Origin of the sequence: Microcoleus sp. AT3-A2 (genome assembly GCF_036705685.1) — a bacterium.
Classification (GTDB): domain Bacteria; phylum Cyanobacteriota; class Cyanobacteriia; order Cyanobacteriales; family Microcoleaceae; genus Microcoleus.
In genome coordinates this window covers 123,448-145,666 of sequence record NZ_JAUBVF010000009.1, presented here as the reverse complement: position 1 = coordinate 145,666, position 22,219 = coordinate 123,448, and the positions used below count along the sequence as shown (strand labels likewise).

The 22,219-nt window shown below is 46.1% G+C and carries 22 protein-coding genes; 9 read left to right on the top strand and 13 right to left on the bottom strand.

What is annotated here, in order from left to right; all coding sequences use genetic code 11:
- The first annotated feature begins 425 nt into the window (after positions 1-425).
- From apcA to QUB37_RS08440, 3 genes are all read left to right on the top strand, one after another.
- Complete coding sequence (gene apcA / locus QUB37_RS08450; protein WP_106147035.1) at positions 426-911, top strand: allophycocyanin subunit alpha; 486 nt, start codon at positions 426-428, stop codon at positions 909-911.
- A gap of 176 nt (positions 912-1,087) precedes the next feature.
- A complete protein-coding gene (gene apcB, locus QUB37_RS08445) occupies positions 1,088-1,573 on the top strand; it encodes an allophycocyanin subunit beta (RefSeq protein ID WP_006634930.1) in 486 nt (161 codons plus the stop codon).
- Between the two features lie 268 nt (positions 1,574-1,841).
- Positions 1,842-2,045, top strand: coding sequence for a phycobilisome linker polypeptide (locus QUB37_RS08440; protein WP_006634929.1), 204 nt, complete (start codon positions 1,842-1,844; stop codon positions 2,043-2,045).
- Positions 2,046-2,156: 111 nt separating this feature from the next.
- Here the strand turns inward: QUB37_RS08440 and QUB37_RS08435 are convergent, their stop codons facing one another.
- Complete coding sequence (locus QUB37_RS08435) at positions 2,157-2,579, bottom strand: EamA family transporter (protein WP_333160877.1); 423 nt, start codon at positions 2,577-2,579, stop codon at positions 2,157-2,159.
- Positions 2,580-2,615: 36 nt separating this feature from the next.
- Between QUB37_RS08435 and QUB37_RS08430 the strand changes: the two genes are divergently transcribed.
- Positions 2,616-3,836 (top strand): FtsW/RodA/SpoVE family cell cycle protein, encoded by a 1,221-nt coding sequence (locus tag QUB37_RS08430; protein ID WP_333160875.1) that lies wholly within the window; start codon positions 2,616-2,618, stop codon positions 3,834-3,836.
- Between the two features lie 517 nt (positions 3,837-4,353).
- On the opposite strand, the gene QUB37_RS08425 is transcribed toward QUB37_RS08430, so the two are convergent.
- Positions 4,354-4,413 (bottom strand): hypothetical protein, encoded by a 60-nt coding sequence (locus QUB37_RS08425; RefSeq protein ID WP_333031969.1) that lies wholly within the window; start codon positions 4,411-4,413, stop codon positions 4,354-4,356.
- A gap of 225 nt (positions 4,414-4,638) precedes the next feature.
- Between QUB37_RS08425 and QUB37_RS08420 the strand changes: the two genes are divergently transcribed.
- Complete coding sequence (locus QUB37_RS08420; protein WP_333160873.1) at positions 4,639-7,368, top strand: CHAT domain-containing tetratricopeptide repeat protein; 2,730 nt, start codon at positions 4,639-4,641, stop codon at positions 7,366-7,368.
- An 18-nt stretch (positions 7,369-7,386) separates the two neighbouring features.
- Here QUB37_RS08420 and QUB37_RS08415 read toward each other — a convergent pair whose 3' ends face one another.
- The gene (locus tag QUB37_RS08415) at positions 7,387-8,040 is read right to left on the bottom strand and encodes a Crp/Fnr family transcriptional regulator (protein ID WP_333160871.1); all 654 of its coding nucleotides are present in this window, start codon (positions 8,038-8,040) and stop codon (positions 7,387-7,389) included.
- A 417-nt stretch (positions 8,041-8,457) separates the two neighbouring features.
- On the opposite strand from QUB37_RS08415, the gene hslO reads away from it, so the two are divergent.
- The gene (gene hslO / locus QUB37_RS08410; protein ID WP_333160869.1) at positions 8,458-9,357 is read left to right on the top strand and encodes an Hsp33 family molecular chaperone HslO; all 900 of its coding nucleotides are present in this window, start codon (positions 8,458-8,460) and stop codon (positions 9,355-9,357) included.
- A gap of 246 nt (positions 9,358-9,603) precedes the next feature.
- Complete coding sequence (locus tag QUB37_RS08405) at positions 9,604-11,682, top strand: hypothetical protein (RefSeq protein ID WP_333160867.1); 2,079 nt, start codon at positions 9,604-9,606, stop codon at positions 11,680-11,682.
- Positions 11,683-11,933: 251 nt separating this feature from the next.
- On the opposite strand, the gene QUB37_RS08400 is transcribed toward QUB37_RS08405, so the two are convergent.
- The 4 genes from QUB37_RS08400 to QUB37_RS08385 form a co-directional block, all read right to left on the bottom strand.
- On the bottom strand, positions 11,934-12,689 hold the full coding sequence (locus QUB37_RS08400) for a tRNA(His) guanylyltransferase Thg1 family protein (protein ID WP_333160865.1): 756 nt from the start codon (positions 12,687-12,689) through the stop codon (positions 11,934-11,936).
- A complete protein-coding gene (locus tag QUB37_RS08395; RefSeq protein WP_333160863.1) occupies positions 12,670-13,155 on the bottom strand; it encodes an AAA family ATPase in 486 nt (161 codons plus the stop codon). The genes QUB37_RS08400 and QUB37_RS08395 overlap by 20 nt, the downstream gene beginning before the upstream one ends.
- A gap of 6 nt (positions 13,156-13,161) precedes the next feature.
- Positions 13,162-13,635 (bottom strand): TspO/MBR family protein, encoded by a 474-nt coding sequence (locus tag QUB37_RS08390; protein ID WP_333160861.1) that lies wholly within the window; start codon positions 13,633-13,635, stop codon positions 13,162-13,164.
- Between the two features lie 461 nt (positions 13,636-14,096).
- Positions 14,097-14,678 (bottom strand): hypothetical protein, encoded by a 582-nt coding sequence (locus QUB37_RS08385; RefSeq protein ID WP_333160859.1) that lies wholly within the window; start codon positions 14,676-14,678, stop codon positions 14,097-14,099.
- A 369-nt stretch (positions 14,679-15,047) separates the two neighbouring features.
- On the opposite strand from QUB37_RS08385, the gene QUB37_RS08380 reads away from it, so the two are divergent.
- Entirely contained in the window at positions 15,048-15,362 is a 315-nt protein-coding gene (locus QUB37_RS08380) for a zinc ribbon domain-containing protein (RefSeq protein WP_333160857.1), read from the top strand.
- A gap of 160 nt (positions 15,363-15,522) precedes the next feature.
- Here QUB37_RS08380 and QUB37_RS08375 read toward each other — a convergent pair whose 3' ends face one another.
- Positions 15,523-16,410 (bottom strand): DUF1232 domain-containing protein, encoded by an 888-nt coding sequence (locus QUB37_RS08375; RefSeq protein WP_333160855.1) that lies wholly within the window; start codon positions 16,408-16,410, stop codon positions 15,523-15,525.
- Between the two features lie 79 nt (positions 16,411-16,489).
- On the opposite strand from QUB37_RS08375, the gene QUB37_RS08370 reads away from it, so the two are divergent.
- Positions 16,490-17,314, top strand: a complete 825-nt coding sequence (locus QUB37_RS08370) for an NAD-dependent epimerase/dehydratase family protein (RefSeq protein ID WP_333160853.1) — start codon at positions 16,490-16,492, stop codon at positions 17,312-17,314.
- Positions 17,315-17,321: 7 nt separating this feature from the next.
- Here QUB37_RS08370 and QUB37_RS08365 read toward each other — a convergent pair whose 3' ends face one another.
- The 5 genes from QUB37_RS08365 to sufC all read right to left on the bottom strand — a co-directional run bounded on the left by QUB37_RS08365 (position 17,322) and on the right by sufC (position 22,206).
- Positions 17,322-17,744 carry a hypothetical protein gene (locus QUB37_RS08365; protein ID WP_333160851.1) on the bottom strand — a complete coding sequence of 141 codons (423 nt, stop codon included), beginning with the start codon at positions 17,742-17,744 and terminating at the stop codon, positions 17,322-17,324.
- 15 nt (positions 17,745-17,759) lie between these two features.
- Positions 17,760-18,392 carry a Uma2 family endonuclease gene (locus tag QUB37_RS08360; protein WP_333160849.1) on the bottom strand — a complete coding sequence of 211 codons (633 nt, stop codon included), beginning with the start codon at positions 18,390-18,392 and terminating at the stop codon, positions 17,760-17,762.
- A gap of 233 nt (positions 18,393-18,625) precedes the next feature.
- Positions 18,626-19,888, bottom strand: a complete 1,263-nt coding sequence (locus QUB37_RS08355) for a SufS family cysteine desulfurase (protein ID WP_333160847.1) — start codon at positions 19,886-19,888, stop codon at positions 18,626-18,628.
- 165 nt (positions 19,889-20,053) lie between these two features.
- Positions 20,054-21,418 carry a Fe-S cluster assembly protein SufD gene (gene sufD, locus QUB37_RS08350; protein WP_333160845.1) on the bottom strand — a complete coding sequence of 455 codons (1,365 nt, stop codon included), beginning with the start codon at positions 21,416-21,418 and terminating at the stop codon, positions 20,054-20,056.
- Positions 21,415-22,206 (bottom strand): Fe-S cluster assembly ATPase SufC, encoded by a 792-nt coding sequence (sufC, locus tag QUB37_RS08345; protein WP_333160843.1) that lies wholly within the window; start codon positions 22,204-22,206, stop codon positions 21,415-21,417. Before sufC ends, sufD begins: the two co-directional genes overlap by 4 nt.
- Between the last annotated feature and the right edge of the window lie 13 nt (positions 22,207-22,219).

The following is a 22,219-nucleotide window of genomic DNA, read 5'->3' as shown; positions in this document are numbered from 1 at the left end:
AAAGGAATGTTACAAACTATTACAGTAACACTCAGAATGTGAACATAATGCCTCAAAATACTTGCGAGAGGTAGTTGTGTCAGAGAAGCAATATCCTTACTAACTGCCGGACAGTCACTCGATCGCCACTAAGTGGCCTGCTGCAATCTTGATCATAAATTAAAGATCGCATCAGTCATTTATGGTATTGTAAGCGACAGGCTTAGTGCGAGCACTCACAACCGCACCGGCGTGAAGAACCAGCGCCGTTAAGCACCGAAGGCAGTCACCCGCCAACAACTTCAACAGTTGCTGACTGTGGAAAGTCCAGCCTTCCCCGTCAAAGCTCCTGCCTGAGCAGGAAAGATACGGGACGCAAGCGCCCGCCTTCGCTAGCTCAGCGCAGAGCAGTTCATATAGCAAAATATCCAGCGGGTACACACAAGATGAGTATCGTCACCAAATCAATCGTCAACGCAGACGCCGAAGCTCGCTACTTGAGCCCAGGTGAATTAGATCGGATCAAAAGCTTCGTCACCTCTGGTGAACGCCGCGTCCGCATCGCCCAAATTTTGAGCGAATCCCGCGAACGCATCGTCAAGCAAGCAGGCGACCAACTTTTCCAAAAGCGCCCTGATGTTGTTTCTCCCGGCGGCAACGCTTACGGCGAAGAAATGACCGCAACTTGCTTGCGCGACATGGACTACTACCTGCGTTTGATTACCTACGGAATCGTAGCTGGCGACATTACTCCGATCGAAGAAATCGGTATTGTCGGCGTCCGCGAAATGTACAAATCTCTCGGCACCCCGATTGAAGCCGTCGCCGAAGGCATTCGCGCTATGAAAAATGCAGCAAGTTCGCTGCTGTCTGGAGAAGACGCTTCCGAAGCTTCCTCTTACTTCGACTACGTTATCGGTGCGATGCAGTAAGGAATTTCGATTTTAGGTTTTCGATTTTAGATTGAAAAATTGGGGGTTGCCGGCAACAAGCTAAAAGTTTTTGCAAATAACCAGCCAGTTAAAAATCTTAAATCCCAAATCCCAAATTCCAAATTCTAGCTCCAAAATTGGACTGACTCAGCCACTTTCTAGGAAACAAGACAACCATGCAAGACGCAATTACCGCCGTTATCAACTCCTCTGACGTTCAAGGTAAGTACCTGGACATCAGCGCTCTAGACAAGCTCAAGAACTACTTTGCTTCTGGCGAACTGCGCGTCCGCGCCGCTACAGCCATCAGCGCCAATGCAGCCACAATCGTCAAAGAAGCAGTTGCTAAGTCTCTGTTGTACTCTGACGTAACTCGCCCCGGCGGCAATATGTACACCACTCGTCGTTATGCAGCTTGCATCCGCGACTTGGACTACTACCTCCGCTACGCCACCTACGCTATGTTGGCTGGCGACCCTTCCATCCTCGATGAGCGCGTGCTCAACGGTTTGAAAGAAACCTACAACTCCTTGGGCGTGCCCATCGGTTCTACCGTACAAGCAATCCAAGCAATGAAAGAAGTCACCGCCGGTTTGGTCGGTTCTGACGCTGGTAAAGAAATGGGCGTCTATTTCGACTACATCTGCTCAGGCTTGAGCTAAAACTCAGGAAGAAGGAAGAAGAAAGAAGGAAGAAGAAGGAAGAAAGAAAAATACTTATTTCTTGCCTCTTTTAACTTTTAACTTTGGACTTGTTACCTTTGCCTTTGAAAAGAGGTCAGGGAAGTTGAGAGTGATTGCTAGACCGTCAAAGGCTTGTCGAGAAAGCCCGACGAGTTTTAACGAGCTAGTTTTGACTCCTAACTCCCTGCCTTCAATCTTTAAAAAATCCATCTAATAATCTGTAAACCTACTCAGGAGTTCGTTTCCCATGAGAATGTTTAAGGTGACTGCTTGCGTCCCAAGTCAAACCCGCATCCGCACTCAGCGCGAATTGCAAAATACCTATTTTACTAAGCTCGTTCCTTACGACAATTGGTTCCGGGAACAGCAAAGAATTATGAAAATGGGCGGCAGAATTATTAAAGTGCAACTGGCTACCGGTAAGCCCGGAGCTAATACAGGTTTACTTTAAGAGCCGAAGCTGGATTAGTAGAGGGGTAAGAGGTCGCGATCGACCTCTTTTTTGTTGTTATAGCAGAAGAAAGAACCTCCAGCGTTGTTAATTTAATCATTGACCAATATTTCAATAACCAGAAAGTATAACTGCGATTATCGCTAACAAAACAGCAAGCATTTGTGGTAATGTAATAGCCTCTTTCAAGAATAAAGACGATAATAATATAGTAATCAGCGGGTAGATAGACGTAACACTCACTACATTGGCAACTTCACCTTTGGCAAGGGCTATAAAAAATACTAATGATGCCACCGTGCCACAAACGCCCACTAACATCGCAAACAAAATCCCCCTAACATCTCCCTCAAAACTAAAATTATTAGTGTGGAAAATAATAAATAAAGTAGTTAAAATAGCGCCAACTGCTTCATAAACAAAAGCAGTTTTGTAGTCAATATATTTAGTCGCTAAATTGCCAAAAAATCCCCACAAACCATATAACAGCGAGCAGATTAATGCGTAAATTAACCAATCTGGTATTTTAGCCATCTTTGTTAGAGTTTATTGAGATCATTCTAAAATCCTATGGCTAATGACATTCGACGCTTGATTCCTTTTTTTGACCCCAGCGCGTCTCAATGGGCCGCTGAGGCTCGGTGGCTGAGGTGGCTGACTTTTCTCTGGCTGTTTGTCGGGCTGACAGCATTGTTTTCGGCTTCCTATCCCATTGCAAATTATGAATTTGGAGACGGCCTTTATTATTTTAAACGACAGCTCATCGCAGTGGCGATCGGGCTGGCCGGCTTTAACTTGATGGTATACTCCCCACTGCGCTACATCATGAAAACATCTCAGTTAGGCGTTTTATTGCTGCTGGGATTGCTCTGGTTGACCTTAGTTCCGGGAGTGGGAACCACAATCAACGGGGCGACTCGCTGGATATCTCTGGGCCCGGTTCCGATTATTCAACCTTCTGAATTGATCAAGCCGTTTTTTGTTCTCCAAAGCGCCCGCATTTTCGGCAACTGGTCTCGATTGACGAATAAAGTTCGCTTAACTTGGCTGTTAATTTTCGGTGCGATGCTTTTGGGAATTTTGTTGCAGCCCAATTTAAGTACCACGGCTTTGTGCGGGATGACTTTGTGGTTGGTGGCTTTGGCGGCGGGATTACCTTACTTGCAGTTGGGCGCCACGGCTATGGGGGGAATGCTTTTAGCCGTTTTAAGTATTAGTTTGAGGGAATATCAGCGCCGCCGGATTATGTCTTTCCTCAATCCTTGGGCTGATCCGATGCAAGACGGCTATCAGTTGATTCAAAGTCTGCTGGCTGTCGGTTCAGGGGGCATTTGGGGTGTGGGTTTGGGGATGTCGCAGCAAAAGTTATTTTATTTGCCGATTCAGTACAGCGATTTTATTTTTGCTGTGTTTGCTGAGGAGTTTGGTTTGGTGGGAGGTTTCTCGCTGTTGCTGATGTTGGCGGCTTACTCTACTGTGGCTTTGAGGGTAGCGATGAAGGCTCGAAATGTTGAGTCTCAGTTGGTGGCGATTGGGGTGATGGTGGTGATGGTGGGACAGTCGCTGCTGAATATTGGGGTGGCGACGGGGGTTTTGCCGACTACGGGTTTGCCGCTGCCGTTTTTTAGTTACGGGGGTTCTTCGATGTTGGCAAGTTTGTTGTTGTCGGGGTTGCTGATTCGGGTGGCGAGGGAGAGTTCTGAGGCTGATGTGGTTTCTTTAAACGGCCTCCGTGGAAAGCCGGGAAAGCCGAAGTTGCGATCGAACAACGGCACACCACAAACTGAATAATTTGTCAATAGTAAACACACCCGATTAACTGGTTTCCAGGCAGAGCCTGGAAACCAATACCCACAGGCTCTGCCTCGATTCTTGCTGGGGCAAATTGGAGGCAGAGCCTCCAGATCTGCCTTACCAGGCAGAGCCTGGTAACGAGTAATAGCAAATAAAAACTAACGATCGACTATTTCCGCCCGTCACCCTTATTTGGCGGTTCTTCTTGTTGTTCTTGAGGTTTAGCTGTGATGTTAGTTAATTCTTTTTTGTCTGGTTGCGGTGTTCCTTGACTGGAGTTAGCCATTGAGTTTTGTCCTAAATAGATGCACCGCTTAATGATATCTTTTCCGGCTACAAATGTATTGCTGTAGATAGGGGGAGGAAAATCAAGAGAGACAATTCTGATGCAATTCGATGAGAGCTTTAATATTAGACAGCATTATGTAGATGCAAATGGCTGTCGCTTGCTATACTGCTGGAGGGTTGCAGCCAAACAAATCGGAGGCGGACGCAAAAACACCTTTGTTAAGTATTAAATCCCGAGATGGCGATCTCGAACGATTAACCCTTGCTGCTGCAATTTTCCCAGCATTCGCGTTACTGTTACCAGAAAGAATTGGTTTAAAGCCCCAAGCCCGATCGGAAGAAATTAAAAGAAGACTATTCATTACTCCAATCCTCTTCCTTCCAGGTAGATGTCGCTATCTTGCGGTCAACAGTCAACAGTCAACAGTCAACAGAACCGCGTCGTGCAAATCGCATTAGCAATATCTTGATGTGTCAAGCGGATATTCAAACCAGAGGGCTGTCAAAAGTTATGAAACTGCAAAAAATTGGATTGTCGGGACTCATCTCAATCTTAGCGGTGCTGACTATAGGTGAGTTTCGGTTTATCCCTAATTCCCAATTTAAAATCATCAATTCTCAGGCCTTGGCTCAAACCCAAGCTGAGCGGAAAGCTGAAGCAGACCGACTGTTAGATCAAGGGATTCAGCAGCTCGTGACCAGTCAATTTCAAGCTGCATTGCAGTCTTGGCAACAGGCACTAATAATTTATCGAGAAATTAAAGACCGCCAAGGTGAAGGGAAAGCTCTGGGAAATCAGGGATTTGCTTACGATTCCCTCGGCGACTACGCCAAAGCGATCGAGTACGCTCAGCAGTATTTGGCGATCGCCCGAGAAATTAAAGACCGCCAAAGCGAGGGGGCCGCTTTGGGAAGTCTGGGAAATGCTTACTATTCCCTCGGCGACTACGCCAAAGCGATTGAGTACGCTCAGCAGTATTTGGCGATCGCCCGAGAAATTAAAGACCGCCCAAGCGAGGGGAAAGCTGTGGGAAGTCTGGGAAATGCTTACTATTCCCTCGGCGACTACGCCAAAGCGATTGAGTACGAACAGCAGTGGTTGGCGATCGCCCGAGACATAAAAGGCCGCCAAAGCGAGGGGAAAGCTTTGGGAAATCTGGGAAATGCTTACTATACCCTCGGCGACTACGCCAAAGCGATTGAGTACGAACAGCAGTCGTTGGCGATCGCCCGCGAAATTAAAGACCGCCAAAGCGAGGGGAGAGCTTTGAGAAGTCTGGGAATTGCTTACTCTGAACTCGGCGACTACGCCAAAGCGATTGAGTACGAACAGCAGTCGTTGGCGATCGCGCGAGAAATTAAAGACCGCCGAAGCGAGGGGAAAGCTCTGGGAAATCTGGGACTTGCTTACAGTGACCTCGGCGACTACGCTAAAGCGATTGAGTACCAACAGCAGTCGTTGGCGATCGCCCGAGACATAAAAGGCCGCCAAAGCGAGGGGAAAGCTTTGGGAAATCTGGGAAATGCTTACTATACCCTCGGCGACTACGCCAAAGCGATTGAGTACGAACAGCAGTCGTTGGCGATCGCCCGCGAAATTAAAGACCGCCAAAGCGAGGGGAGAGCTTTGAGAAGTCTGGGAATTGCTTACTCTGAACTCGGCGACTACGCCAAAGCGATTGAGTACCAACAGCAGTCGTTGGCGATCGCCCGCGAAATTAAAGACCGCCCAAGCGAGGAGATAGCTTTGGGAAATCTGGGACTTGCTCTTTACAAATCGGGCAATCTCCCAGCAGCCGAGACAACGCTACTTGATAGTATTAAAGTCTCAGAATCTCTCCGTGCTGGATTAGACGATGCCAATAAAGTGTCAATCTTTGAAACCCAAACTAACCCCTACGTCATTTTACAAAAAGTCTTCATTGCTCAGAAAAAAACTAATGAGGCTTTAGAAATTGCCGAACGGGGTAGAGCCAGAGCTTTTGTGGAGTTATTGGCATCTCGCCAAGCCCCATCTGCATCTGCCCAAACTACTATCAACCCCCCCAATATCCAGCAAATTCAACAAATTGCTAAAGAGCAAAACGCTACCCTTGTCGAGTATTCAACTATTTGGAATGAAGCCCTTTATATTTGGGTCATCAAGCCGACTGGTGAAATTACCTTTCGCTCCGTTGACCTCAAATCTCTTAACATCAATCTACGCGAAGCCACCGAACAGACAAGAGTATCTGCTGCTCTGGGGACGAGAGGATTAAATGAGCAACATACCGCCTTAGCTGAGATGATTCGCGGCACTCGCGATGCTCTGGGTGTATCGGCGGGGGACACTGCCAATAAACAAACAGCTAATCCCCCTGCTTCTACCACTGCTAATTCTCGGATAATCTACCCCAAATTACAGCAAAGTTATCAACTACTGATTCAACCCATTGCCGATCTTTTACCTACTGACCCGAATGCTCCTGTCATCTTCATTCCCCATCAATCCCTGTTTTTAGTTCCCTTTGTCGCCTTACAAGATCCGACAGGTCAATATCTGATTGAAAAACATACCATCCTCACCGCTCCCGCCATTCAAATTTTGCAGTTAACCCGCCAATCACGGCAAAAAGTCCGACAACTTTCTCTCCAAAATAACCTCGTCGTCGGCAATCCAACCATGCCCAAAATTGGTACCCCGCCGCACCAATTACCTGCCTTACCGGGCAGCGAACAGGAAGCAATTACAATTGCCCAACTTCTGAATACTAAACCGATTACAGGCTCTCAAGCGACTAAAGCATCGATTGTTCAACAGATGCTAAAAGCCCGGATTATTCATCTGGCAACTCACGGATTACTCAATGAAATGAAGAGGCGAGATTTACCGGGAGCGATCGCCCTTGCGCCATCAGGAAATGATGATGGATTGCTGACTTCGAGCGAAATCTTGGATTTAAAATTAAATGCTGAATTAGTGGTATTAAGTGCTTGCAATACTGGCAGAGGAAAACTCACAGGTGATGGTGTGCTTGGATTATCTCGTGCTTTAATTAGTGCTGGTGTTTCCAGTATTATCGTTTCTCTGTGGTTAGTTCCCGATGAGCCGACAGCGGAATTAATGGCAGAATTCTATCGCCAATTACAGAAAAAGCCGAATAAAGCTCAAGCTTTGCGGCAAGCGATGCTGATGACAATGAAGATGCACCCAAATCCACAAGATTGGGCAGCGTTTACGCTGATTGGCGAAGCAGAATAAGATTTTTTTCGGCGCTTGCTACACTGCTTGAGGGTTGCAGCCAAACAAATCCGATGTGGACGCAAAAACATCTTTGTTAAGAATTAAATGCCGATCGCCATCTCGACTGATTAAGCCTTGCTGCTGCAATTTTCCCAGCATTCGAGTTACTGTTACCCGCGTCGTGCAAATCGCATTAGCAATATCTTGATGGGTTAAGCGAATAGTCAAGCGAGTGCCTTCAACTACAGGCTGACCGAAGTCCTGTTGCAATAATAGCAGTAGCTGATACAAACGGTCATCTACTCGCCGCTGTCCGGCGATCGCTAAAATTGCTTCCATTTGCCGCAGCCGCCGTACCATTTGAGGCAGCAACTCGTGAGCCAATTGAGGAGAAGCTTCGATTTCCACCATAGAATACCACATCAAATAAATATCTGATGTCGCCGTAGCTCGGTAAGTCTGCAAGCTTGTCAACCACAAACCGAAGCACATCGAAGGCCCAACCCAACCCAAAAGTCCTTCTTCCCCGGTTGGATAAAGCGTACTCAGTTGTGCTAAACCTTGACAGACTCGCCAAAGGCCTTGCGGCATCATAGGAATGGTTTCCCCCTTGGCATAAAAATGCAAGTTTCGACTCGCTCCTGTGTTATGCTGGATTTCCGCTAAAAGTGCTTTGGATGTTGGTGGCATATCCCTTATTTCCAGCTAAAAAACATTGGTCTGAGACCTACGCCTCTGACTCTAACCGGCCAAGGTAAAGGTTTGGTAATCGTCTGGTTAGCGCCAAGATAAGCTTTAGTCATTAGTTGTGAGTTGTTAGTCATTAGTTGTGAGTTGTTATAAAATGAGTGAGAACACGGTGGATTATAGAAAATAAATACACTGGTTATTCCGGATCTCTTAAATAAATATTTAAGTGGAAGAATGAATCAGAATATTTGTTAATAAATAGTTGGTTAATCAAGGTTTTATAGAAAACAGAGGCGAGTTCTGAAGTTCGATCGCACTCCCAGGCCCGCCGAGTCAACTGCTGCTATCTGCTGCCACAACCTTCAAGAACTTCTAAAATAGTTCAAGAAGGTATCAAAAGACAAAGTAAGGTTTTTCATGGCCGATCAATTAATTCGCGCTACAGCCGCAGAGGGCGGAATTCGCGCTGTAGGCGTCATTTCCACCCGCCTCACCGAAGAAGCAAGACAGCGGCACAAACTCTCCTACGTGGCTACAGCCGCCCTCGGCCGTACAATGTCTGCGGGGCTGTTACTCGCCTCCAGCATGAAGCGGCCCGAATCGAGAGTCAACATTCGCATCAAAGGAGATGGGCCTCTGGGCGGGCTTCTGATTGATGCGGGACTCGATGGAACAGTTCGAGGTTATGTGGACAATCCCGAAGTGGAATTGCCGCCGAATGCTAAGGGCAAACTCGATGTCGGCGGGGCAATAGGTGACGGTTATTTGTACGTGGTGCGGGACGTTGGATACGGCTTCCCTTACTCAAGTACGGTAGAATTGGTTTCCGGCGAAATTGGCGACGATCTGAGTCACTATTTGGCAACCTCGGAGCAGACGCCTTCGGCTCTGGTTTTGGGGGTGTTTGTGGGGGCGGGCGGGGTAGAAGCGTCTGGGGGTGTGCTGTTGCAGGTTCTGCCGAAGGCGGCAACCGACGAAAAATTGGTGCAAACTTTAGAATCTAGAGTTGCTGAATTGTCGGGGTTTACGCCGCTGCTGCGATCGGGCAAAACGCTGCACCAGATTCTCGAAGAGTTACTGGGAGATATGGGCCTGGAAATTTTCCCGGAAACTCAGATGGTGCGCTTTCACTGTGGCTGTTCGTTCGATCGAGTTTTGGGAGCTTTGAAAATGTTGGGCGAAGCGGAACTCCAAGACATGATTGAAAAAGATGGGGGGGCTGAGGCTACGTGCCATTTCTGCAACGAGGTTTACAAAGCTAATAGCGACCAACTGGCGGAACTGATCGGCGATTTGCGCTCAAACTCCGGTTCTTGAGACGATAATGTGTAATTGGCTCTATTGAGTGCGAGTTAGGGATGATGGCCTTGACCAATTGCCAATTACGCATTATCAATTACCTAATCACAAAATTTTGATTTTGGCGGTTTGGCGATCGGCTCTTGTAGTCTAGGGCCGACGGGAGTATGTAAAAGTGATGAATACATTTTATAGAGCAGTTGATACCAGCGCTCGCAGTTTTTAAATAACTAACGCTGGCTGGTTGCTGTTTGTGGTGAGGATATGAGTCAAGATCGCAAAATACCAGGCCGTTGGTCTGCATCAGAATCCTTGGAGTCAACAAAGGATACTTCGTCGCTGGTGCGCTTACCAGCAAGGAAAAACCGGGCTGAACGACTTAAAGAGCTCCGAGAGTTGGTTACTTCGGGAAAACTGCCGGGAGGGCATCTGGAACTACCGCCGAATTTGTCTGGGGAAAACTTGCAGCCGCCGGAGGGACACAATCCGTTTTGGCGGAACTGGTCGAATAAGTGGCAGTTTTGGCTGGCGCTGAGTTTGATGCTATCGGTGGGTATGGGGTTTGTGGCAATTGCGTCTTTACTCAACCTGACCTCGCAGTCCAATTGCTCAAAGATTTTTTGGCCGACGGCTTCTGCTAACGATCGCTTTTTTTGTGCTCAAGAAGCAGCAAGCAAGCGGACGGCGGATGATTTGCTCAGGGCGATCGAATTAGTGAATGCTTTGCCACAAGACCATCCGCTGCGGCCGAGAATTAACACTCAAATCGATCGGTGGTCACAGGATATTGTCAGGCTGGGAAATGTTAGTTTCCAAGAAGGAAAGCTGGAGGAGGCGATTGCAATCGCTCGCAAGGTTCCTAAAAATGTTCCTCCTTACCCGACAGTGGAAAAGCAGATTGAAAAGTGGCAGTCGATATGGAGCGATGCAGAGAAAATTTACCGCACTGCTGAAGACCACTTGCGTCAGGAAGATTGGCCGCAGGCTTTCCGCCAAGCTACTCTGCTTTTGGATTTGGGAAATACTTTCTGGGAATCGGCTAAGTACGAGGAATTGACTAAGCTAATTCAGACGACTCGGGCTGAGGGCAATAAGTTGGTAAAAGCCCGGAATACAGCCTCGGAGGGAGGTCTCGAAAATCTGATGGCGGGGATTAAGCTGGCTCAGGGAATAGGTCAAAACAGTTATTTGTATCAAGCTGCCAATAAGGCGATAGCGGAATTTAGCAAGAAAATTCTGGAGATCGCCCAAAAACGATTGCAGGCTGGCGATTGGCAGGAGGCGATGGCGATCGCTAACAAGATTCCAGAGTCGGCAAATTTAATGGAACAAGTACAGGATTTTAATGAGTTGGCGAATGCTACTTCTCAGGCTTCTACTGGCTCTGTTGAGGGTTTCTCCAAGGCGATCGAGGTTGCTCAAAAGTTGAAGTCCGGCCGCCCTTTATACAAACAAGCTCAAGATTTAGTCGGTCGCTGGCAGCAAGAAATGGCTGATGTCAAAGTTTTGGATATGGCAAGCAGGCTGGCGGCGCCTGGTGGGGTAAATGATTTGAGGGCTGCGATCGCGCAATTGCAAACAGTCCCGGAATCAAATCCCCGCGCTTCGGAAGTTCGCCGTCAAATTAGCAGCTTGAGTCGTCAAATCGAGCTGCTGGAAGACAGTCCGTATTTGCAAAGAGCGAACGATTTGGCGAATATGGGCGATCCGAATGCTCTGGAAGCCGCAGTTGCTCAAGCTTCTCGGATCGGTAGAGGTAGGGCGCTTTACGTGGAAGCTCAAGCCAAAATTCAAGCTTGGATCGAGAGGAGACAGCGGCTTGTTGACCAGCCGTTTTTGGATAGAGCTCAGCAGCTAGCGGCGAGCGGCAATTTGGCGGGGGCAATTGAGATGGCCCGCCGGATTCGATCGGGACGGGTGCTTTATGATGAAGCTCGATCGAACATTCGGACTTGGGAGGCTCAATTTCAGGGCGAGCAAGGTTTGCAGAACGCCCGTCAGACCGCCCGAGCCGGGACAGCGGATGCTCTGCAAACGGCTATTGCGCTGGCAAGTCAGGTTCCCGAGTCGAGTTCGCTCCGGTGGCAGGCGAGTGAGGCGATTGATGAGTGGAGCCAGCGGATTTTGGCGCTTGGTGTGGAAGAGTCGTCGTCGGATCTGGCTGGGGCGATCGCGACTTTGAAGAAAATTCCCTCGGGTACTCGGGCTTTTGAGCAAGCTCGATCGCAAATCAAAGTTTGGGAGGAGTCGCTGAATCCTCCCGATGCTGAATCTCCCGATGCTGAATCTCCCCCTCCTGAACCGCCGGAAATTGAGCCTCCGACCAGCTCTGGCAGTCGCTAGGTTAACTGGTTTGCCCGACATTGGGCGGGGGTTTAAACCCCCGTCTCACAGCTTGCATTCGGTTTTAACTGATATCTTGCACCATTGTCAGCAACAGGCTTTTCGGCCTGTTCCACAATAAAATTTATATTTTGTGGGACAGGCCGAAAAGCCTGTTCATAAAAGACTAATTGAGAATGTTGCAACATCTCAGTTAAAACCGACTAAGAATTCATCAATTGCCACCGGATTTGACAAGAGATCCTTAATCATTAATCGCCAACATTTAAAAATTGGTAAATAAATTCTTTGTATTCATCTTTCACGGGCAGCTCTTCATCGACTTTGAGTCGCCGCCGCACTGCGACAACTTCTTTGTTTTCGATCGGGTTATAACCTGGTTTATCGTATTTTTCCCAATACACTCCCGTTCCCCGGCGCTGCCAAGCCGGCAGTTCGTTAAAGTTAATTCCGTTTTGAAACAGCAATTCGTTTTTGAAAGCCACCGATTGTTTCTCTAATATAACTGCTGCATTTTCACCCGTTTCGCCATTTTTTCGCAGCATCCAATAACTCCAGCCATTCAAAGCGCAGCGCGCTGCATCTGCTTGGCGCCAGAGAAAATAATCTACTACTTGCGATTTGTTGGCTGCGGAACAAATACGGCTGTCAAAACTGACTGCTGTTTGGGCAGCGCGAGTGAAAGTTGCACTGGCAATACTGGCAGAAATAGAGACAATTTTTTCTAAGCTGCGGTCAAATAAATCCCAATCGGGAGGAAACAAAACTGAGATTTCGTCACTTTCGGTATAAGCGTAAATGCCGTCTAGTTCTGACAGGAGCGCTTTGGCAGTTTCGACCATTAATTCGTGGAATTTTAAGTCGAAAGGCTTATCAAAACTTGAGGAAGTAAATTTTGAAAAACTGCGACCGTCGGCGCGAATTACTGTGTGAGTTCCCGGCAATAAACGCAGGCTGTGAAAATATTCAAGCTCGCGCATTTTTTTTTCAAATGTCTGATTGTCCATGAATAATTTCCTCTGCAGGCCAGGTTTTTACTTCAAAGGTTAAGTTTTCTGCTAGGCGGGCGGAAAACAGCCGTGCGAACCCTTCGCCATAACTGGGCAATACCATTTTTTTTACAGTAGCATAAATTGCTATGTCTGGAACTTGAGATTTGCCCGATCGCTTTTGATTTCGAGCTAAACAGTCGCTGACTATTGATTCAAAGTAGTAACCGATGATTTGGGCATTATAGGTGCGACCGATATCAATCAGCGGCCTGCGATCGAGAACTTCGGGATTGGTATTGTCAACAGCAACTGAATCACCTGCTTGCAGTGCATTTTCAATTAATTGAATTTGTCGGCGCGATTTATTTCTATTGTTTCGCATTAAATCTTTGCTGACCAAAACGTGCGTGGCAGCTAAATAGGATCGGAAAAAAGTGCTTTTTCCCGATGCTTGCAATCCCATTAAAATGACTAATTCCATGAGAGGCTAAACATCCGCCGGATTCAGGTGCATCATTACCCAAGTGGTGTAAGTGCCGATCGGACTCCAAAGTATGTAAGGCAGCAATAACAGGGCGGCCGACTCGGAAACTGGCAACACAGTTAAAGCTAGGATTACGCTTAAAATAGCGCCCGTCCCGCCGATTATTGTGCCGACTTTTAGACTCCTAACTTTGCACATAACCGAGGTGTAAGACATGGTTACTATTTCTAAAAGCAGGTACAAAGCCATTCTCAGCCAAGTCTCCTGAGTTCCAGGTTCTTTTTCCCAAACAATCACTGCTGACCAAGCTGCACAAATAAAAATTACTGTCCAAATTAGGGGAATGGCTTTTTCAAATACTAACCATCTTGGACGCTGCAAGCGGTTGAACCATTGGATGTCGCTGGGCGGGATTAAGTTAGCTGCTAGTGCTACTATCAAGGCGACGCCTCCAATTACCATCCAGGATTTAATCATTTTTTTACCTTGGGCAAGTTTGACAGGTTCAATTCTGCAGATATTATCTCTAATTTGGGCGATCGCGCCATCTGTCCCCAGTTATATTAGGTTGGGCTGATTCACGAAGCCCAACATCAGTTGAAAATTAATTTAGGCTTCGGGAAAACCTCTATTTATTATATTCAATTACCCTTCATAATATAAAAAAATTGACCGAAAGCATCCAGGATAAAAGCCCCCGGATTCATTCCTTCGGAGACTCAGTACCCAGAAATAAAAAACCTGTATCCGATGAAACTTACCCCCCGAATTTATCCGTGGGGTCAATGCTTCAATTCTTTAATCTAAAATCTAAAATCGCGCAATCGATTGACTCTTGCTCCCTCCCCTTGACAAGGGGAGGGTTCGGGTCGGCTTTTCAGTAAATTTGACCAGTAAATTGAACAAAAAGTCTCTTAGTCTTTCAAAAAAATCGGCGACTACCCGAGCCGATGATGCTGTTCTAATTCTAAACTAGAATCATCTTCTTTTTTTGGAACCAAAAGCGTATTTTCGCTGCTCGGTTGCAACACGGCTTTAATCACTTGGAGAAAACGGTTAGGCTTTTTACTTTGACCGTTGAGAGTGCGACGGTCTTTCACTTTTTGAGAAAGGTGTCGCATCACAGATAAATCGAGTTCATCTATGAAATGGTCTGCTATGCGTTCTCCCATTAAATCTATAGCTTCAGCATACTGATCTGTCAGCGTTTCTATGGCATCGTATGCTTCGTCAGCAACTTGACTTGCTACTGTTTTATTTTGGTCGCCTGATGTCTGGGAATGGCTGCGGCGCCGGTCTAAAAGACTTTGGTAGTCAGCAATGCTCATTCCCAAATTGTAAAGATGGTGGTGAGCATGATCCATCAAATCTACTTCACTGGGATAGAAGAAACCACGAGTGCTGTTGATGCCATGCAATTTTGCCCAACGCCGCAGAGTTGTTTCATCTTGCAGTTGGTATCGCTCCAACATTTGAGCTGTGTTCAGCTCTACTTCTGGCGTAACTTTGAAATCGCTCATCGGTAAATCCTCGGTGGTGAGTAAATAAATAAAATTGAAACTTAGAATCTGTGATTTGCGTACAGTCTGAAAATGATGATCAATCCTTTGACGGCATTGAGGGAAGTCTTGCGGGCATTTGCTAGCCGTCGATCGTGCGATCGTGCGATCGAGTCAGAGGATTTCAGGGTAGGGTAATTTTGGGCTTTGTCTCGATCGCATCCGGGAGCAAGCACACTGGGTTAATAATATAGCTGATTTAGTGTTTTAACAATCGTTAAAAATAGTAAAGTTTGATTTTTGGGGTTGAATTATTAGTAAGGTTGAGCTATAATATTATCAATAACCGTGCAATTAGTAATTTTAGTAGTTGCAAACGAGATTCTTAGTATGCCTGTATACGATTATTTGTGTCCCGAAAACAACCAGCAATTAGAAGTTTCGCACAGCATGAACCTGGAAGTTTCAACTTGGGGTCAACTGTGCGAGTTGGCGAAGTGCGAACTCGGGGAGACTCCCGCAGATGCTCCGGTACGCCGACTGCTGAGCGCTCCGAGATTGATGAAGCCGACATCCGACACCGATTATAAAAATTCGGGTTTCAGCAAGTACGTGAAGCGGGATGAAGGGGTTTATGAAAATGTCACGGCTAAGGATGGTGAAAGCCGTATTGTCAATCGAGATGGTAAGGCGATTAAAGACTGAAAATCCCAAATAATTAAGTTTTCAGTTTAGTAAATTACAGATATGGGGTAGGGACACGGCACTGCCGTGTCCTGTATTTCATCCGATTAAAAACTACTATATTATTCAGATTATATTATTCCGATTCATACGGAAACAAAATGCTCAATCGGACATAATATTATGAGCCAAACCAATCTTTCATTTTTTGTTTTGCTTGTGCTTTAGTATCAGTATTAATGTATACTGACACAGTAGCTATTGCCGCAAGTAATACTCCTAAATCATCAGTAAATCCGATGCCGACTATTATATCTGGAATGGCATCAACAGGAGATATAAAATAGGTCAAAGCTCCAACTACAACTCCTTTTGCCCAAGCAGGCACGTTTGGGTTCTGGGCCGTATAGTAGAGAATCAAAGCTTTTTCAACTACTTCTCTTCCTGCGGTTAAAGCAAAATTTTTAAGTTTAGTCCAAAAACTTTCATCTGAATAGTTGATTTGGAGGTTGCTGAGGTTTGTTGTGGTTCCTTTTCGGTCGATTAAATCTAGAGGAATGCCATTCATTTTAAGCTGGGAAACAGCAGAATTGAAGGATGCTGATGCCTGATTTTTATTAGGGGCAGCCTCCCGTATTTGTTTCATGTCTGCGATGAATTCCTGCATGGCTTGGATTTGCAAGTCGGAAACCGCCAGCAGTTTTTTTGCGGATTGGATCGCCTCGCTTTCTGCGGGATGCAGCGTCTTATTTGCCTCAGCAATGTTAATTAAAAAATACATGACTCCCAAACGCAGCGGTTCTTCTGACTTGCTGAGTGTTTGCAAACAGTCGCTGAGTGATGGGGGATTGGCTGTGTAGGATTGGATGTGAGTCTTTGCAGAGTCAGAAAATTTGTCTAAATTTATGGTTTTAAACAACAAATCTAGTTCGTCAATATCAATGGAACCATCGGCGGCTGCGATCGCAAACAAAGAACCATAAAAAGCTAAAAGTTCGCTTTCTGAGGATGTGGCAAAAATATCTCTCTCGGACATGATGGTACTCCGATTGATAACGATGCTTTGCATTTTACCACAAAACTCAGCGCGCTATGATTTCAGAAACCGGCAATAATTTGAGAGAACATAACACAATGGAAAATTTTTTATGAAAGTTGCGATCGTCGGCTGCGGCTATGTGGGTACTGCGACAGCCAAACATTTACGCGGCAAATCTGATTGTACCGTGACGGCGACAACTACGACGGCGACGCGAGTAGTTGAGTTGGAGGGTGTCGCGCAGCGGGTAGCCGTACTCAAAGGAAATGACAAAGATGCAATGACGGCTCTATTGCAAGAACAAGATGCTGTTATGCTGTGCGTCGGTGCTCGAAATCCTCATACTTATCGGGAAAGTTATATAGATACGGCGACAACTTTAGTATCGGTTTTACAGCAGATACCGACAGTAAAGCAGGTTATTTATACGGGTACTTATTCTGTGTATGGCGATCGCCAAGGTGAATTGGTAAATGAAGATTCTCCCGTTGCGCCGGCTAATCCAAACGGTGAAATTCTCGCAGAAACAGAACGGGTTTTATTAGCAGCATCTAGTCCCAATCTTCACGTCTGTATTCTCCGTTTAGGAGGAATTTATGGGCCAGGGCGAGAATTAGTTAAAATCTTTAGAAGCTTGGCTGGGAACACTCGTCCCGGTAGGGGGGAAGATGCTACTAATTGGGTGCATCGGGATGATATTGTTGGGGGGTTAACCTTTGCTTTGGAAAATCGATTGCAGGGAATTTACAATTTAGTCGGGGATGTGTCGCTATCTAGTCGCGAATTGCTCGATCGCATTTTTGAAACTCACAATCTGCCTCAAGTTTCTTGGGATGGAAGTCCTAGCGTGCGGCCTTATAATGCGAGGGTGTCGAATCAAAAGATTAAGGCGGCTGGTTATCAGTTTGTTCATCCTGAAATTACGGAGTTTTAACTACAAATCATTTTGTATTTGCTGTCATCGTTTTTGCCACAGATGTCAACTGATTCGGAGTTAAATCATCCCCTGGGTTGGCAACTGGGCCCCAGTTTGTATAGCGAGTGGATCTGCCTGCACCTATTGCCACAAAGGCTCGAATAGATCCCAAGTTACCGCGAGCCATTTCAAAATAAGTGTAGGTGGCTCCCCAGCACAGAAATTGATTGGTAATTCCTCCGATTCTTCCATTGCCTAAATCCATGGTTTTTACCAAAAAAACAGAGACATTCGTTTGACAAGATTTGTCATAATAAGAATAAGCTACCGGAGCCTTCTCATTGTATTTATAGTTAGTTGCAAATATTGCTAGCTCAGAGGGAGTCATAGCAAAACAAGGAATTGCAGTGGAGAGAAAAACAATTGTAGTAGTTAGTAATTTTTTCATTATGTAAGACCATTTCTATATTTTCTCCTTAACCCAAGTTCTAAAGGATTTTAGCAAAGCCATTTCCCCCATCGTTTGAGTGCGAGTGAAAAACCCAGCCATTTCCGCTGCTGATACAAAGGGAAAAGCAATACTAAAGTCGCGCTCAATATATTCAGTTTCTACCAACTGATAAAATTTCAAAACTCGCCCGTTATATAGCCAGAGTTCCGGGACGCCAAGTGCGGAGTAAATTGCCAACTTATTAACTGAACTGCTGGTAATATCTATTTCAATTGCCAAGTCGGGCGGTGGTGCAGTTTCTAAGTCTAGTTCTTGCCGGCCTCTGACTGCTGGTTCACTTTGGATATAATAACAATTGTCAGGTTCTATACCCTTTTTAGCCTGTTCTTGCTTGAGAGTCATTGAGCCAGCACTTTTGATTTCAATGCCGAGTTCTTCTGCTAAAATGAAAATGAAGCGATCGGACTGAATCTTGGGATTTTCATGTTCGTATAAAGGACTCATAATTTCCAACATCCCGTTATCATAAGCTATGCGATAACCTCGGCGATTCCCTATTTCTTTGAGCAACGTTTCAAAGGTTGACCAGCTAATGTTTTCTAGCAGTGTTCTCTGTTCGGCTAAACTTGAAGTAGTAGCAATCATCTCAAAATCTCCTTGAGCTGAGGAAACTCTAGTTTTATTTTACCACAGGCCCAGATACTATCAAAAATGGGGTTCTTTTTTTGAACCGCAGATGCAGGCGGATAGACGCTGATGAACGCGGATGAAGAAAGAGCGATATTGACAGATTTAGATTTTTTATTCATCTGCGTTCATCCGTGTTCATCTGCCGACATCTGCGGTTCAAAAAAAAGCCATTTCAATCACTAATTAACTTATCCCATAATCTCAGCAAAAAAGTCGATCGTCTCTTTCAACGCTTTCACAAACACATCAATCTCCTCGCGAGTATTGTAAAAATACAAACTCGCTCTGGCAGTAGATGAAACGTTCAAATAGCGGTGCAAAGCTTGCGTGCAGTGATGCCCGGAACGAATCGCGACTCCCTCCTGATCTAACAAGGTAGACAAGTCTTGAGGGTGAATTTCTCCCGCAGTAAATGCCGCCAAAGCTGCCCTACCTTCGCCGTTGCTGTCTGGCTGCGGGCCGTAAATTTTGATCTCTGGAATTTGCCGCAATTGTTGGAACATATAAGCAGTCAACTCTGCTTCGCAAGCGTGAATCTTATCCATGCCAATGTTACTAAGATAATCGATTGCTGCACCAAGGGCGATCGCCTCTCCGATTGCAGGCGTGCCGGCTTCAAATTTGTGCGGCAAATCGGCATAGGTGGAATAATCGAGAAACACGTCAGCAATCATCTCGCCGCCGCCGAAAAACGGAGGCATTTCTCTCAGCAAGTCCAGTTTACCGTACAGAAAACCGATGCCAGTCGGAGCGCACATTTTGTGACCGGAAGCAACCAGCCAATCGCAATCTATTGCTTGCACGTCTACTATCATGTGCGGCACGCTTTGGCAAGCATCAATTAAAACTCTTGCGCCGAAACTGTGGGCAATCTTGCAGATTTCTTTGACTGGACTGATGCAGCCCAAAGTATTAGAAACGTGAACGGTTGACACCAACTTAGTTTTAGGGGAAATCAGGGTTTTAAACTGTTCCAAATCAAACTCGTTAGTTTCCGTTAACTCGACAAACTTCAGCACCGCACCGGTTCTTTGAGCCATCATTTGCCAGGGAACGAGATTGCTGTGGTGTTCCATCACCGACAGGATAATTTCGTCTCCGGCTTGCAGATTGCTCAAACCCCAAGAATAAGCAACCAAATTAATCGCTTCGGTAGCGTTGCGAGTATAGACAATTTCTTGCCGCGACGCCGCATTTACAAACGCAGCAACTTTGTCTCTCGCACCTTCGTAAGCATCAGTCGCTTTGGCGCTGAGAGTGTGAGCGCCTCGGTGCACGTTTGCATTGTATTGTCCGTAGTAATCACGCCAAGCGTTGAGCACAGCTAGGGGTTTTTGAGAAGTAGCTGCATTGTCTAAATAAACTAGCGGTTTACCGTTAACTTTTTCATTCAAAATTGGGAAGTCACCGCGAACTTTTGATGCGAGGGTTTTTTCTTGAATAAGTGTCATAATTTTTGAAGTTAATGATTTGTCGTTGGGTGGGGGCGGGTTTAGGAAATTGTTGGTTTTAGGCAATTATTATTCGTGAAACCCGCCCCTACAGGCTGTTAAAATGGTGCTAGATGTGGTATGGACACAGCAATGCTGTGTCCTCTATATCCTCATCTGTATGAGTTATCCTTGGATAGCCACGCAGGTAGAAAGCATTTTCGCCACGCCAATAATTGGCAACTGATTGAGAATTTCTGCTGCAAAAGCATCGATTAGCAAATAGCGGCTTCTTTCTAAATCCAAACCGCGACTTTGCAAGTAGAAAAGTTCATCATCTTCTAACTGGCTGACAGTTGCACCGTGGGAACATTTAACGTTGTCCGCCACAATTTCCAACTGCGGTTTTGTATCTACGCGAGCTCTCGGCGACAGCAACAAATTCCGGCTCAATTGTCCGGCATCTGTCAATTGGGCGGCTTTGCGAACGAAAACTTTGCCGTTAAATACAGCGCGAGCTTTGTTGCCGACAATGCACTTGTGCAATTGGCGACTTGTACCGTGAGGGTGATTAAAATCGATTAAACTGTGAGTGTCCGCCAACTGTTCCCCAAAGGCTACGCTTAAGCCGTTTAAAGTTGTTTCAGTGGCTTCGCCGCGCTGAAATACTTCTAAATTGTGGCGCGATATTTTGCCTCCCAAGCTGATAGCATGACAAGTATAGCTGCTGTTGCGCGATTGCTCGATCGCACTTTTGCCGATATGAACAACCTCCCCACCTTCCCGCTGCAGCCGAACGTGATTCACAGTGGCGTTTTCGCCGACAATAACATCCGTTACAGCATTAGTAAAGGCTGGTACATTACCGATAGTTGCGTAATCCTCAACCAGCGTCACATTGCTTCCAGGCTCAGCTATGACCAAGCAGTGCGGCTGGGACATCGTGGGAGATGCACCGGGCGCTGTCAGGAACAGCAAGTGAATCGGAAGGTCGATCGACATATTGGCAGGCACGAACACCACCGCAGAATCCGCCAAACCCGCAGTATTCAGCGCCGTAAACACCTCGGTTTGCTGTCTGTGCTTGCTCAAAACATCGCTGATGCGGCCTTGATATTTTTCGGGTACATTGGATAGATTACCTGCGTAAAAGTCGATCCTCTTCGAGGGCTCCGCTAACGGCAAATTCGGCAAAACCGACGACTCCACCGTTGACAAATCTGGCGCATAAAAACCGTTGACAAATACCAATCTTAATGGTAAATCATCCCGATTTTTCACTGGCATAATGATATCAGCCAGCTTAATTTTTGACTGATTGCTCTGCGGTATATGAAAAGGAATTTGCAACACCGACGACAAATCAGTAAAGCGCCATTCTTCATCCTTCACCGTCGGAAAACTTGAAGAAAGCACGTATTCAGTCGCCGTCTTCCGCAAATCCTGCAACCCGTAAGCAGAATTTTCGTTATTAGCTGCGCCCAACTTGCCGCACTGATTAACCAAATCAGTCAAAAACATTTCTCTACTAGCAACTTGCGTATTCATCATCGCGCGCCTACTCCTGCTGCTTCCTCTTCCACAACCCAGTCATAACCGCGCTCTTCCAATTCCAGCGCCAACTCTTTCGGGCCAGTCAAGATAATTCTGCCCGCTTCCATGACGTGAATAAAATCAGGAATAATGTAATTCAGCAACCGCTGATAGTGAGTAATCACCAACATCGAATTTTCTGCAGTTGACAACTGATTCACACCGCCGGCGACAATCTTGAGAGCATCGATATCCAAACCCGAATCAGTCTCGTCCAAAATAGCTAATCTCGGTTCCAACAACGCCATTTGCAAAATTTCATTCCGCTTTTTCTCGCCACCGGAAAAACCCTCATTTACGCTGCGGCCTAAAAAAGAATCATTCATCTTGACAATATCCAGCTTGTCCTCGATTAAATCTTGGAAATCAAAAGCATCCAATTCTTCCAATCCGCGATGTTTGCGGTGAGAATTGTAAGCCACGCGCAAGAAATCCAGATTGCTAACGCCGGGAATTTCTAAAGGATATTGGAAAGCTAAGAACACGCCAGCTAAAGAGCGTTCTTCCGGCGCTAATTCCAGCAAATTTTGACCCAGAAAAGTAACTTCTCCGCCCGTTACTGTATAAGCAGGATGGCCGGCTAATATCTTGGATAAAGTGCTTTTCCCCGAACCGTTCGGGCCCATAATCGCGTGAATTTCACCCGATTTAATTTCCAGATTCAACCCCTTAAGGATTTGGGTATCTTCCACATTCGCAGTTAAATCGCGGACGGATAGCACCACTTGACTATTTTCTACAATCATCTATTTTTGTCCT

Coding starts and splice junctions, on each gene's coding strand:
- apcA (WP_106147035.1), top strand. CDS start 426: ATGAGTATCGTCACCAAATCAATCGTCAACGCAGACGCCGAAGCTCGC.
- apcB (WP_006634930.1), top strand. CDS start 1,088: ATGCAAGACGCAATTACCGCCGTTATCAACTCCTCTGACGTTCAAGGT.
- QUB37_RS08440 (WP_006634929.1), top strand. CDS start 1,842: ATGAGAATGTTTAAGGTGACTGCTTGCGTCCCAAGTCAAACCCGCATC.
- QUB37_RS08435 (WP_333160877.1), bottom strand. CDS start 2,579: ATGGCTAAAATACCAGATTGGTTAATTTACGCATTAATCTGCTCGCTG.
- QUB37_RS08430 (WP_333160875.1), top strand. CDS start 2,616: ATGGCTAATGACATTCGACGCTTGATTCCTTTTTTTGACCCCAGCGCG.
- QUB37_RS08420 (WP_333160873.1), top strand. CDS start 4,639: ATGAAACTGCAAAAAATTGGATTGTCGGGACTCATCTCAATCTTAGCG.
- QUB37_RS08415 (WP_333160871.1), bottom strand. CDS start 8,040: ATGCCACCAACATCCAAAGCACTTTTAGCGGAAATCCAGCATAACACA.
- hslO (WP_333160869.1), top strand. CDS start 8,458: ATGGCCGATCAATTAATTCGCGCTACAGCCGCAGAGGGCGGAATTCGC.
- QUB37_RS08405 (WP_333160867.1), top strand. CDS start 9,604: ATGAGTCAAGATCGCAAAATACCAGGCCGTTGGTCTGCATCAGAATCC.
- QUB37_RS08400 (WP_333160865.1), bottom strand. CDS start 12,689: ATGGACAATCAGACATTTGAAAAAAAAATGCGCGAGCTTGAATATTTT.
- QUB37_RS08395 (WP_333160863.1), bottom strand. CDS start 13,155: ATGGAATTAGTCATTTTAATGGGATTGCAAGCATCGGGAAAAAGCACT.
- QUB37_RS08390 (WP_333160861.1), bottom strand. CDS start 13,635: ATGATTAAATCCTGGATGGTAATTGGAGGCGTCGCCTTGATAGTAGCA.
- QUB37_RS08385 (WP_333160859.1), bottom strand. CDS start 14,678: ATGAGCGATTTCAAAGTTACGCCAGAAGTAGAGCTGAACACAGCTCAA.
- QUB37_RS08380 (WP_333160857.1), top strand. CDS start 15,048: ATGCCTGTATACGATTATTTGTGTCCCGAAAACAACCAGCAATTAGAA.
- QUB37_RS08375 (WP_333160855.1), bottom strand. CDS start 16,410: ATGCAAAGCATCGTTATCAATCGGAGTACCATCATGTCCGAGAGAGAT.
- QUB37_RS08370 (WP_333160853.1), top strand. CDS start 16,490: ATGAAAGTTGCGATCGTCGGCTGCGGCTATGTGGGTACTGCGACAGCC.
- QUB37_RS08365 (WP_333160851.1), bottom strand. CDS start 17,744: ATGAAAAAATTACTAACTACTACAATTGTTTTTCTCTCCACTGCAATT.
- QUB37_RS08360 (WP_333160849.1), bottom strand. CDS start 18,392: ATGATTGCTACTACTTCAAGTTTAGCCGAACAGAGAACACTGCTAGAA.
- QUB37_RS08355 (WP_333160847.1), bottom strand. CDS start 19,888: ATGACACTTATTCAAGAAAAAACCCTCGCATCAAAAGTTCGCGGTGAC.
- sufD (WP_333160845.1), bottom strand. CDS start 21,418: ATGATGAATACGCAAGTTGCTAGTAGAGAAATGTTTTTGACTGATTTG.
- sufC (WP_333160843.1), bottom strand. CDS start 22,206: ATGATTGTAGAAAATAGTCAAGTGGTGCTATCCGTCCGCGATTTAACT.